Origin of the sequence: Fibrobacter sp., from assembly GCA_024398965.1 — a bacterium.
Lineage (GTDB): Bacteria > Fibrobacterota > Fibrobacteria > Fibrobacterales > Fibrobacteraceae > Fibrobacter.
Genome location: JAKSIF010000067.1, coordinates 1 through 10,930, shown reverse-complemented (window position 1 = coordinate 10,930; position 10,930 = coordinate 1). Strand labels below are relative to the sequence as shown.

Annotated in this window: 13 protein-coding genes; 2 read left to right on the top strand and 11 right to left on the bottom strand. The window is 51.7% G+C overall.

What is annotated here, in order from left to right; translation table 11 throughout:
• A partial coding sequence (locus MJZ26_13730; GenBank protein ID MCQ2106838.1) for a hypothetical protein occupies positions 1 to 572 on the top strand: 572 nt, incomplete at its 5' end.
• On the opposite strand, the gene MJZ26_13725 is transcribed toward MJZ26_13730, so the two are convergent.
• From MJZ26_13725 to MJZ26_13695, 7 genes are all read right to left on the bottom strand, one after another.
• Complete coding sequence (locus MJZ26_13725) at positions 573 to 956, bottom strand: hypothetical protein (protein MCQ2106837.1); 384 nt, start codon at positions 954 to 956, stop codon at positions 573 to 575.
• 19 nt (positions 957 to 975) lie between these two features.
• Positions 976 to 1,701 carry a hypothetical protein gene (locus MJZ26_13720; protein MCQ2106836.1) on the bottom strand — a complete coding sequence of 242 codons (726 nt, stop codon included), beginning with the start codon at positions 1,699 to 1,701 and terminating at the stop codon, positions 976 to 978.
• 212 nt (positions 1,702 to 1,913) lie between these two features.
• Positions 1,914 to 3,332 carry an Asp-tRNA(Asn)/Glu-tRNA(Gln) amidotransferase subunit GatA gene (gene gatA / locus MJZ26_13715; protein MCQ2106835.1) on the bottom strand — a complete coding sequence of 473 codons (1,419 nt, stop codon included), beginning with the start codon at positions 3,330 to 3,332 and terminating at the stop codon, positions 1,914 to 1,916.
• Positions 3,332 to 3,658, bottom strand: a complete 327-nt coding sequence (locus MJZ26_13710; protein ID MCQ2106834.1) for a DUF4321 domain-containing protein — start codon at positions 3,656 to 3,658, stop codon at positions 3,332 to 3,334. Before MJZ26_13710 ends, gatA begins: the two co-directional genes overlap by 1 nt.
• 74 nt (positions 3,659 to 3,732) lie before the next feature.
• Positions 3,733 to 4,410, bottom strand: a complete 678-nt coding sequence (gene ung, locus MJZ26_13705) for a uracil-DNA glycosylase (GenBank protein MCQ2106833.1) — start codon at positions 4,408 to 4,410, stop codon at positions 3,733 to 3,735.
• Positions 4,411 to 4,437: 27 nt separating this feature from the next.
• Positions 4,438 to 4,971 carry a CAP domain-containing protein gene (locus MJZ26_13700; protein MCQ2106832.1) on the bottom strand — a complete coding sequence of 178 codons (534 nt, stop codon included), beginning with the start codon at positions 4,969 to 4,971 and terminating at the stop codon, positions 4,438 to 4,440.
• A gap of 26 nt (positions 4,972 to 4,997) precedes the next feature.
• A complete protein-coding gene (locus tag MJZ26_13695) occupies positions 4,998 to 6,419 on the bottom strand; it encodes a hypothetical protein (GenBank protein MCQ2106831.1) in 1,422 nt (473 codons plus the stop codon).
• A 101-nt stretch (positions 6,420 to 6,520) separates the two neighbouring features.
• Between MJZ26_13695 and MJZ26_13690 the strand changes: the two genes are divergently transcribed.
• Positions 6,521 to 8,065 (top strand): arabinogalactan endo-1,4-beta-galactosidase, encoded by a 1,545-nt coding sequence (locus MJZ26_13690; protein ID MCQ2106830.1) that lies wholly within the window; start codon positions 6,521 to 6,523, stop codon positions 8,063 to 8,065.
• A gap of 9 nt (positions 8,066 to 8,074) precedes the next feature.
• Here MJZ26_13690 and MJZ26_13685 read toward each other — a convergent pair whose 3' ends face one another.
• From MJZ26_13685 to MJZ26_13670, 4 genes are all read right to left on the bottom strand, one after another.
• On the bottom strand, positions 8,075 to 8,620 hold the full coding sequence (locus MJZ26_13685) for a TlpA family protein disulfide reductase (GenBank protein MCQ2106829.1): 546 nt from the start codon (positions 8,618 to 8,620) through the stop codon (positions 8,075 to 8,077).
• Positions 8,605 to 9,570 (bottom strand): hypothetical protein, encoded by a 966-nt coding sequence (locus MJZ26_13680; GenBank protein ID MCQ2106828.1) that lies wholly within the window; start codon positions 9,568 to 9,570, stop codon positions 8,605 to 8,607. Before MJZ26_13680 ends, MJZ26_13685 begins: the two co-directional genes overlap by 16 nt.
• 94 nt (positions 9,571 to 9,664) lie before the next feature.
• Positions 9,665 to 10,498 carry a S1-like domain-containing RNA-binding protein gene (locus MJZ26_13675; protein ID MCQ2106827.1) on the bottom strand — a complete coding sequence of 278 codons (834 nt, stop codon included), beginning with the start codon at positions 10,496 to 10,498 and terminating at the stop codon, positions 9,665 to 9,667.
• Positions 10,499 to 10,579: 81 nt separating this feature from the next.
• Positions 10,580 to 10,930 (bottom strand): putative sulfate exporter family transporter (locus MJZ26_13670; protein MCQ2106826.1); only part of this gene is annotated, 351 nt, incomplete at its 5' end.

The following is a 10,930-nucleotide window of genomic DNA, read 5'->3' as shown; positions in this document are numbered from 1 at the left end:
GAATGCTGACCTTTGACAACAAGAGTTACATGAGGTGGACTCCGGAGCGCTGGGTACACGAAATCACTACGGCACACCTGACTTACTATGTGTTGGAGCAGGAAAGCGACTGCGGGTTTAAAATTTACAGTGAGCATAAGGAATTGGCTGATTCTATGACTCATGTGATTGGCTACAACTTTATGGTGCAGCAGGCTGAATTGCTGTCTGTGACTGGCAGCATGGAAACCGTGAACACCTTGAACATCACCGTAAAGAATACAGGTATTGCGCCCTGCTTCTTCGACATCTACATGGTGGCGGAATTCGTGGATGGTTCCGGCGCGGTTCTTGAACAGTTGGGCAAAACCATCAAGGTTGCCAAGGGAACCTTCAAGGATGAAATGGTGAAGGAATTCTCGTTCGCAAGTTCTGTGCCCGCAAGGCAGACCAATGTGGCGGCGTTGCCGGGCGTTTCTGTGGCTCTTTCTATCTACGAAAGCGAAGAGGCCTTCAAGAGCGGAAAGAATCCTACAGTGCGATTCGATAATGACGGACTTCAGGCAAATAACAAACTGCTGCTGAAGCCGTAGTTACCCGTTCCGCAATTTTCGCATGGCGTTACTGGCCATTTCGTGAACTTGTTGCTGCTGAGGATACTTGTGGTAAGGGAGAATCTTCAGGTCCACAAGGTCCTTTTTTTCAAAGTTCATAATGTACTGGACGTTAGACAGAAAGACAATTGGACGCCCGGCGAATTTCTCCAATGCGTGATTCATGGCGGCAAAAATCATCTTGAATTCCGTGGTGTTGAATTCTGCGCAGGTATAGGTATCTACCGTCGTTGCGTTTGAACAGTCCTTGGAATCGGCTTCGAGCTGTTGTGCAATGTAGGCTCCGCCGCCGGCCCGTTCCTTATGGCCGTAATCGCAGCTGCCGCCAACCCAGATGTATAGAATGTCTTTCTCGAATTTCATTTTGGTTCCACATGACGACTTATAAAAGTTCCGCAATCCAGTCGTAGTCGGGAGTGACGTGAATGCCACTGATACCGCAATTCATTGCGGATTGAACGTTGGCTAGGTTGTCGTCCAGGAAGACGGTGTTGGATGCGTTTATCGTTGGTGTGGCTGCGTCATAAGTGTCGCTCGTCGGGTTGGTAGCGTCGTGCGAGTTGTTCGTCGGGTTGGCTGTGTCGCGGGTTTGGAATACTGCGATGTCACGGATGACCTGCTTGAAAATTTCGGGATTGGGCTTTTCCAAGTGCATTTCCTGGCTGAGGAAAATGTGGTGGAAGCATTCGTTGACGTTGTTTGGTCCGTAGATTCCGCTGCCGACGTTAAACCACAGGTCTAGACATTTCTGCCAGTGGAGTTCTGTGGTATTGCTCAAGAGGTAAATATTGGCCCGCTTTTTTAGGGTGCGGAGGGCGTCAATCTTTTGCTGGGGGATGCCAACGATGATGGTATTCCAGGCGTCGGCCACTTGCTGGCGAGTCGGTTCCGTCGAGGCGACACTTCTGCCAATAATTGCGTCGCAGAATTCATCGGTAGTCAATAGCCCCAGCTGATAGTTCTGCATGATTTTTGCGGTCGGACCTTCGTCATAACGCAGTTCTTCTTCAGGAACCCCGAGGGCACGAAAACCATCTAAGGCGCTTTGCGTGTTGATGTCCGCAATAACGCCGCCCAAGTCAAAGATGTAGTTCTTGAAGTTCTTCATAAGTGGATTCCTGTTTCAAAAATCTTTGTCGCAATCGCAAAGGTAGAAATAAAAAAGGCCTGTTCCGAAGAACAGGTCTTTTAAAGTTTTGCGCGCTTGCTGCGACCCGCGCGGGATACGCGACACTCGCTTACTACTTGTGAACGCCTTCGGCGTCAATCGCTGCGCTCGGTCATACAGAAGAGCAAGCTCTTCTGTGCGACACTCGCTTGCTACTTGTTTAAACGTTCAGTAGCTGCAGCGACGCTGAGCAGGTCGGCTTCCTGGAAGGGCTTGCCAATCCACTGCAGACCAACGGGGAGGCCGCCGGCCTTACCGCAAGGAACGCTAACGCCGGGGAGACCGGCCAGGTTCAAGCTAACGGTGTAGATGTCGCTGAGGTAAACTGCCATAGGATCGCTTTCGTTCATGCCGCACTTCAGCGGAAGGCCCGGCATGGTGGGGCTGGCAATCACATCGCATTCTTCGAAGGCCTTGTTGAAGTCGTCGGTAATGAGGCGGCGAACCTTCTGTGCCTGAACGTAGTAAGCATCGTAGAAGCCTGCAGAGAGAACGTAGCTGCCCAGGAGAATACGGCGCTGGACTTCCTTACCGAAGGCTTCGCTGCGGCTCATGGAGTACAGGTCGATAAGCTTGCGGGCATCCTTGCTGCGGTAACCGTAACGGACACCGTCGTAGCGGGAGAGGTTGGAGCTAGCTTCTGCAGTAGCGATGATGTAGTAGCTGGACACTGCGTGGCCGATGTTGGGAAGGCTCACTTCCTTGATGGTTGCGCCTTCTGCTTCAAGCTTCTTCAGCATGGCTTCGATGGCGGCCTTGCATTCTGCATCCAGACCGTCGCCAAAGTATTCCTTGGGAACGCCGATGACCTTGCCCTTTACGCCAGCGTCAAGCTTTGCGGTAAAGTCTTCTGCAGGGCGGGTGCTAGTGGTGTTGTCGTGGGCATCTTCGCCAACGATGGCGTTCAGCAAGAGGGCGGCGTCCTTAACGGTGGTACCGAAGGGGCCGATCTGGTCCAGGGAGCTGGCGTAAGCCAACAGACCATAACGGGAAACGCGGCCGTAGGTGGGCTTCAGGCCCACAACGCCTGTGCAGGCGGCGGGCTGACGGATAGATCCACCAGTGTCGGAGCCAAGTGCGCAGGCGACGGTGCCGCTGGCAACGGCTACGGCAGAACCGCCGGAGGAACCACCCGGAACGCGGGATTCGTCCAGCGGATTCTTCACAGGACCGAAGTAAGAGGTTTCATTGGAAGAACCCATGGCGAATTCGTCCATGTTGGTCTTGCCAATGATGATGGCGCCTGCAGCTTCCAGCTTTTCGATGGCGGTAGCGGTGTAGGGAGCCACAAAGTTTTCAAGAATCTTGGAAGCTGCGGTAGTGCGGGTTCCTTCAAGGCACATATTGTCCTTGACTGCAACGGGAATGCCGTCCAGAGCACCCAGAGTCTTGCCTTCGGCACGGCGCTTGTCGGATTCGGCAGCCTTGGCCAAGGCACGTTCGTTGAGAACGGAAATATAGGCGTTCAAATTCTTGGTAGCTTCAACCTTGGCGAGGGCTTCTTCGGTGAGCTTCACGGAAGTGGTAGCGCCGCTGGCCAACTTAGCTTGCAATTCATCAATAGTTAACATTATCGTCCTCCTCCGGACCATTTCATAATGTAGATGCCCACAATCATACCGATAACACTGACCACGTTGACCTTGATGCTGCAACCGATTGCGAGCTTGATCAAGTAAAGGTCCACGATGACAGGTTCAGGCCTGTTGGGGAAACCCAGGTTGAGATTGAATGACGAAACAAAGAAATTGTGGACGATGTTGTTGTATCCACCTGCGTTCATCAATTCACCCAGCTGACCGAACAGAACCCCAAGGCATTCGCCCAGGACTCCGCCGATAACAAGGCCGAGTATAACGAAGAGCACGAGACGTGCAAAAGTGTTCTTACTATTCATGGCCCCAATAATAGAAATTTTTGTTTTCGGAGCCCACGCGGGGGTAGCTCTCGCAGCGCGGTTTTGCCGTAGGATTACTCCACTTTCCAGTCAATAGGTTCCAGCCCTTTGCTCTGGAGGTAGGCGTTGGCCTTGCTAAAGTGCTTGCAGCCAAAGAAACCGCGGTAGGCCGAAAGAGGGCTAGGGTGAGGAGCCGTAAGAATCAGGTGGCCCCGCCCCTTTGCTACCAGTTCCTGCTTCTTGATGGCAAAGCTGCCCCACAAAAGGAACACCAGGTTTTCCCGGGTCTGTGAAAGACGCTGGATGATGGTGTCGGTAAACTGCTGCCAGCCGATTCCTGCATGGCTTGCGGCCTGGTGGGCGCGAACCGTCAGGGATGCGTTTAGCAATAAGATTCCCTGGTGGGCCCAAGATTCTAGGTTGCCGTGGGGCGGTGGATTAATGCCCAGGTCGTCGTGAAGTTCCTGGAAGATATTGATAAGGGATGGCGGCGGCTGTATTCCAATGGGTACAGAAAAGCAAAGCCCGTGAGCCTGACCCGGATTGTGGTAGGGGTCCTGCCCGATAATGACAGCCTTCACCTTGTCTACGGGGCAGTTGTCCAGTGCCGCAAAAATCTTGGAACCAGGGGGATAGATGACCTGGCCTGCAGCCTTTTCCTTGACCAGGGTTTCTTTAATTTGTTTGAAATAAGGCTGTTCGAACTGATCGTTCAAAAGGTTCAGCCAGGATTCTTCAAGTCTTACAGCCATAGAAAAACCTAAGGAAAGTTCAGGGAACTAGTGGAAATTGACGTTGAACCAGCCCTTGGTTCCGTCGGAATTCTTGGCAATGCCGCAGGCGACCGTGGTGTACTTGGTACTGCTCATGTTCAGGTAGTGACCAATGTAGGAGTAGTCTTCCTTCTTGGCTGGGTCGCGCTTGCCGCTTTCCACTAATTCCTTTTCGCTCCACATCATTTCCAGATAGGTATCGACAATCTTTTCTTCGGTATCTCGCCATTTCAAATCGACGTTGGGGCCAGAGTTTTGGGCGAATTCACCGCAGTCGCCAAAGTGTCCGTGGGCCTTGCCTGAGGCAAGGTCTGCCGCCGCCTGCTCATCAACGCAGGTTTGCTTGGCTTCGGGCGCTAGAGTAAGTGGCTTCAGGTCTTCGGTAGCACGGTACTTGTTGATGACTTCCAGGCAGTAGTCTCGCCAGCTTGTTGCTTCATCAGAAGTTCCGCTGGAGGAATCGTCTCCGCAGGCGCTGAACATAAGGGTTGCCGCAACGGCTGCGGTTACAGAAAACATCTGGAAAAATTTCAACTTCATGGAAAGCCTCGTTTCAATGAAATAATTTAAACTCTTTTTGCTAGAATGGCTGTCTTTTCGCCGGCAACGCGGGTGTAGAATAGAATAGCTTCGTTCTTTCCCTTGGGCTTCAGTCGTTTGATTTCCTCATCAGGATCCAGCTTGACGCCGCGAAGTTTCAAAGTCAGTTTGCCGATATTGTTTCGTTTCAACATATCGCGAACGGCGCTGGTTGCGATTTCGCACTTGTCCATCACCTGGAAGCTGGCGAATGCAGGTGCGGGTAGGGGCGTGCTGCAACTTACGTAGGCAATGCCTTCGGAAATCAGGTGGGCATCGGGAGCTGCGGCCAATGCCACGTTTCCAAACAGGTGGCTACGAATCAAGAGGGCGGTAGGTTCTGCGATGAATTCCGCCACATCGTCTACAGGCAAGTCGTTTTCGCTGGTGGCATTCCGGAAACTGCGTTCACAGCCGGGCAGGTCATGTTCCGCCTCCTTGTTGGAGGCTGCCTGGATTTCGCTAAGGGCGCCGCTCCAGATGGCGTCAGTACCGTTGGCAGCCTTTACTACGAAACCATCCTTGTCTACCATGATGGCCCGAACTTTCCCGGGATTCCTGGCCAGTGTGCCGAACAATACCAGAAGTTCGCGGCAGTCGGAATGGCTTCCTAGATACACCAGTTCTGCATCGGCGGGAATTTCGTCGGTGGGGTAGCCGGGAGGAAGCTTCGCCATTCCGCCCTTGTAGTGGCGTGATATTTCCAGCACTTCTTCAAAGGTGGGCGTAAGGTTTCGCAGGTCCCGCTGGTTTTCCCCTTCGACGGCGCGACGGGCGGGGTCTATTGTGAAATAGTCTGCGGGATGTTCGCTATCACAAGCATCGGCCTGTTTTGCAATTTCTCGGACGTCTGCTAAAATGGTGCAGTCTGCTCCATCGGTGAGGGTTGCGGAACCGCGCATCACTCGAACGTTATGGCGGTACATGGCAAGACGGTCCTCGTCCAGGTCTACTCCAGTCACATTAAAATCTGCCGGAATAAAGTAGCTGTCACCACCCATGCCGCAACAAAGATCGTGGACTAGGGGGCGGTGGGCTCTTGCATCATTGACATCAGGCGCGCTTTCATCCTGCCTGGGGGCTTTTCCGGCAATCCACAAATTGGCCTTGTACTTGCCGATATCCTGGGCGGTACTTTGTTCTAGGGCTAACCGATCGCAAAGCAAAAAGGCTTCGCTGCCGATGGATGCGTTTTTCCCGGAACCACCTTTTATGGCGTCCTTACCAAAAAATTTTTCGCGGAATTTGGGAACTAAGGCCATGTAGTCCATGATTGCCGCACGATCCTCATTGCTGTAACCCGCCTTATTCAAGGCTGTAGAAATTTGCAGGGCGTCCATCTTTTTCTTGATGGCGCTCTGGATGAATTCCTGAACTGAAGCGGATGTAAGCAATTCGGTGTTTAGCATTGAAATAAAAGTTAGTAATCCACCTGGAATTGTTCATTGTTTTGCAAACCTTTACCGACATTTTACGAATGTTCCCGCGTAAAAAGTGTAGATTTGCAAGTATGGGTAAACTAAAGGGAATTTTTGGGATTGCAACCATGGCCTTGCTTGGTTGCGGAAATGATTCATCTACGGGTTCTTCGGAATTTTCGAATGATGCTTTGTCTTCTAATGGACTGATTGCAGATTCTTCGCCCAGCATTTTGGACGATCTTTCTTCTTCTAGCGAGCCTTTCGATAGTTCCTTTTTCGAAGGAATTATTCCTATAGGTTCCAGTAGTAGCGAATTGTCGCAACTTTCAAGTTCCAGTGATGATTTTCCGTCTTCATTCAGTTCCGGTGTAGAGCTTCCGCCTCTCAGTTCCTCTTCCATGGAACCTCTTCCGTTTAGTTCTTCGTTCGATGTCATCCCTGGCCACGATCGTGGATCTAGCGGTATGGAACCGCCTCCGCCATTCAGTTCATTCGAGGAACCGCCTCGATCTAGTTCATCCGAGGTGCTGCCTCCGCCACCTTCGTCCGACTCGAAGCCGGTTCTTTTCAGTCCTTACATTGTTGGTGCCGACATTTCCCGTTTTCAGGAGTACGAATCCTATGGCACTAAAATTTACGATGTAGACGGAACAGAAAAGGATATCTTCGCTTTGCTTCGTGACCATGGCTTTAACGCCATCCGCTTAAAGACGTTTCTCAGTCCCAAGGCGGCCTACGGTTATGCCGCTGCGGGCTGCGGTCAGGATAGTGAAGCCTTTGGCGACAAGGATCATGTGGTTGCCTATGCCCAGAAGGTGAAAAAGGCGGGCTTTACCTTCCTGCTGGATATTCATTATAGCGATGTCTGGGCAGATCCGGACACGCAGATTATTCCCGAACGCTGGCGCGGCGTCCAAAACTCCGATGCCATGGCGGATTCCGTCTATAATTACACTTACGATCTGATGGCTGCCCTCAAGCAGGTGAACGCCTTGCCGGACATGGTTCAGGTGGGTAATGAAATTACCAACGGCATGCTTCGAGACTTGCCTACCAGCAACACCAACTGCTGGGGCGATAACGTGCAGTTGGCTCCAAACAGCGTGAACGGTGTCATGAATAAGCAGCAGAACCCCAATGGTATTGCAAACACTGCAAAGTATCTGGCGGCAGGTTCCCGGGCGGTAAAGGCTTTCGAGACTTCTTCCCACAAGATCAAGACCGTATTCCACATCGAAAGCCCCCAGAACGCCACTACGGTGAACTGGTGGATGAACTCCATTATCAAGACGGAAAAAGTTTCTCCCGACGTGATGGCTTTCTCCGCCTACACCGCCTACCAGCATGGAACGCCCGACACCTGGAAAACGTTGATGAGTAATCTTGCCAGCAGTTATCCGAATCTGGAATTCCTCATTGCAGAATACAACGGCGGAACCGGCAAGAATTTCTACGGCTTTGATGGCTCCCGCGCAAGGACCCATCAGATCATGGAACAGGTCCCCCGAGGCCTTGGAGCCTTCTTCTGGGAACCGGCCAGCTATGGCGAGTGGGGAAGCGCCCTCCTGGATTGGGACGGCAATACCCTGAAGGCAAACCCCAAGGCGTTCGACGAATACAAGGTGTTGTTTTAAAAATTAAGCCTAGTTCTTTTCCCAAAGAATCTGCGGCCAGTCAGAGCCTTCCTGGCCAAGCATAAACAAAGGCTTTAGATTCTTGTCTAGCACAAGAGTGCGGGGGAGGCTTATATTGCTGCCTTCCGAAGTCATGCCAAAGCCTTCGGTAAGTCTCTTGAACGGGTCGCCGATGGCTGTAAAGTTTGAAGCCCCAGTCTGTTCAATCCAGGATAGAATTGACTTTTCGTCTTTTTCCCCAAGATTGACAAGGACGACCTGGATTCCATTTTGGCTTAAATCAGCTTGGTGTTCCGCAAGTTTCTTGACTCCTACTCGGCAAGGAATGCACCAGGTTGCAAAATAAACTAGGGCAACTCGATTTTTCTTTTCTACGGCCTTGGCTAGGTGGCTTCGGGTAAAGGGGGCATTGGGAGCCTTGATTTCTCGGACAGCAAACCAGGGAAGGGAATCTGAAATAGCGGATGGCAGGGGCATTTCTGCAGAGGGGTCTGCAAATGCCAATACGGCTGCGGATGCGATTGTGCAAAGAATCCTTGTTACTTTAGAGACCATTTGTCCAGATCCTTTTGCCATTCGGTAAACCAGTCCCCGTTAGCAATATTCTTGCTTATTTTATCCATGGCTTCGGCTTCGTCGTAGCGGCCATTGCCCTTGACCTGTGCACTCAGGCTAAAGTAAGGCTCGCCGCTGCATGAAGATCCGGTTAAACTGATGGTTGTATTGCATGTGATGCCGAGGGAACCTTCCTTACAGGAGGGCTCCGCAATCTTTGCCACAAGCATCAATCCGCTTTCACATTCGGACTGCTTTATGTTGTATGCGGCGGACATTCTTGTAAAAAGCAAGTCGTTTAAATTAGATTCGGTCTCCGCCTTGTAATGCAGACCATAGCCGGCACGGAAATCCTTGTAGGCCTGCTGGGTTGCGGTAAAGGCGTGGGCGGGGTCAACCATTTTGTCCTTGTCTAGTTCATCGGGGCTGATGCCAAGGCCTAGAATAATGTGTCTTACGGAAAGCAGGCGGGTAAAGACGTCTCGCGCAGCGTTGAATGCGGTTGCCTTGTTGAGGGGGTGATCCGCTTGCCCGTACATTGCGGTAAGAAGCATAACGGAGTCCTTAAGGGAAGCATATGTTGCAAGATAGGGCTTGGCAGCATCGCTTTGGTTCATACAGGCGAGAACGCCGAATTGCTGGCCTTGAACAAGCGTCTCCACGCTTTTTGCATCCTGAGCGTTTGAAAGGGTTGTGGAAAGTTTCGTCTTTTGCTTGTAACTTTCTTCGATAATCTCGTTACCGAGTGCGTCTACTTCCTGAGACTTGGCCATCACCGATTTGGACTCGATAGAAGAACTAATCTGGGCGGCAATTTCCTTTTGCGCAATCAGCAATGCAGCCTGCGGAGTTTCTGCAACACCGGTCCCTCGGAAATCGCTGGCCGAAGGACAGACTTTTCTGGAAAGTTGAACCGTTAAAGGTTCTGCAGGAACATTCTGCGTCGCCATCGACTCTTCAGCTTTTTTCTCACTGCTAGAGCACGCTGCAAATAATGCAGCAGAAACCGCTAATGTACACAAAAAACGAAAGCGTCTCATAGGCCTATACCAGGCTAATTCCGTCGTCGCTGATGTAAATCTTCCCTTCGCGGAACAGGGTGCCAAGAAGCTTCTTGAAATTCTTCTTGGACATGTTGAATTCCTGACGGATGACTTCGGGATCGGTGTGGTCGCCGTAGGGGAGGCTTCCGCCTGCTTCCTGCAACTTTTGCATCAGGACGTTGGCGCTGTCGCTTTTCATAAGGCCCTTGTAGCCGATGGGGTTGATACTCAAGGTAATCTTGCCATCTGCGGTAAAGCGCTGGATGAAGCCGGGCATGGTGTCGCCGATGTAAATGCGTTCCATGCCGGGGGTGAGCATGAGGCGGCCGGTGTAGCGGTAATCCACCAGGAAGTCCACGTGGTCCTTGGTCACTTCGTAGGCGGCAAGCTGTACGCGCTGGCCAACGTGAAGTTCACTGGTGTCCAAGTCCAAAAAGCTCTTGATCTTTTCGGTAGCTACAATGCGGTTGCTCTTGTCGTCTACAAGAATGAATACAACGCAGCGGTCGCCGCGCTGTAGTTCACCCAGCTGCTGTTTGTAGGGGAGGAACAGGTCCTTGTTCAGGCCCCAATTCAAGAAGGCTCCTACGCGGTTCACGTCTTTCACGTCCAGCACGGCGAATTCGCCGACTTGTGCGTAGGGGTGTTCCAAAGTGGCGATAGGGCGGTCTTCACTGTCGGTGTAGACGAAAACATCCAGGATTTCGCCTTCTTCCAAGGTGAACTTGTCCTTATTGCCGGGGAGAAGAACTCTGTCTCCGCTTTCTAGTTCCAGATAGTAGCCCTGGGGTGTAATTTCTTCGACGCGAGCTCGATTGTATCTTCCGAGATCCATAATTGGCCATTCCGTTCAGTTAAAGTTTATTGGTTGTTCGAACATACGAACTTACCGTTAATATAGCATAATTTGCCTGGCTTAGAACCCCTTGATTACAAGCAGACTGCCGGCTCCGATGATGAACCACAGGATAACGCCTTGGATAAATGGCTTGGCGCCGCATTTCTTCAAGGCTTCCTTGGAAAGGCCTGTGCCGATAAGGAACAAGGTAATGGCGAAGCCGCGCTTTGCAATGGTAACGATGGTTGTGCCGACGGTTGCGGGAACGCCGATGGCCGGGAACAGATAGGTGTTGATGACCATGGCGATGGCGAAAAGGAAAATGAACCAGGGAATCACATCCAGCTTGCCCTTTCCTGCGTCGTTCTTCTTGCGGAAAATGAACATGGTCACGAGGGCTAACGGAAGAATCCAGAGGGCGCGGGTGCA

What these genes read in the sequence shown, in the direction of transcription:
- MJZ26_13725 (MCQ2106837.1), bottom strand. Translation starts at nt 956, where the DNA reads ATGAAATTCGAGAAAGACATTCTATACATCTGGGTTGGCGGCAGCTGC.
- gatA (MCQ2106835.1), bottom strand. Translation starts at nt 3,332, where the DNA reads ATGTTAACTATTGATGAATTGCAAGCTAAGTTGGCCAGCGGCGCTACC.
- MJZ26_13695 (MCQ2106831.1), bottom strand. Translation starts at nt 6,419, where the DNA reads ATGCTAAACACCGAATTGCTTACATCCGCTTCAGTTCAGGAATTCATC.
- MJZ26_13675 (MCQ2106827.1), bottom strand. Translation starts at nt 10,498, where the DNA reads ATGGATCTCGGAAGATACAATCGAGCTCGCGTCGAAGAAATTACACCC.
- MJZ26_13690 (MCQ2106830.1), top strand. Translation starts at nt 6,521, where the DNA reads ATGGGTAAACTAAAGGGAATTTTTGGGATTGCAACCATGGCCTTGCTT.
- MJZ26_13710 (MCQ2106834.1), bottom strand. Translation starts at nt 3,658, where the DNA reads ATGAATAGTAAGAACACTTTTGCACGTCTCGTGCTCTTCGTTATACTC.
- MJZ26_13685 (MCQ2106829.1), bottom strand. Translation starts at nt 8,620, where the DNA reads ATGGTCTCTAAAGTAACAAGGATTCTTTGCACAATCGCATCCGCAGCC.
- ung (MCQ2106833.1), bottom strand. Translation starts at nt 4,410, where the DNA reads ATGGCTGTAAGACTTGAAGAATCCTGGCTGAACCTTTTGAACGATCAG.
- MJZ26_13700 (MCQ2106832.1), bottom strand. Translation starts at nt 4,971, where the DNA reads ATGAAGTTGAAATTTTTCCAGATGTTTTCTGTAACCGCAGCCGTTGCG.
- MJZ26_13720 (MCQ2106836.1), bottom strand. Translation starts at nt 1,701, where the DNA reads ATGAAGAACTTCAAGAACTACATCTTTGACTTGGGCGGCGTTATTGCG.
- MJZ26_13680 (MCQ2106828.1), bottom strand. Translation starts at nt 9,570, where the DNA reads ATGGCGACGCAGAATGTTCCTGCAGAACCTTTAACGGTTCAACTTTCC.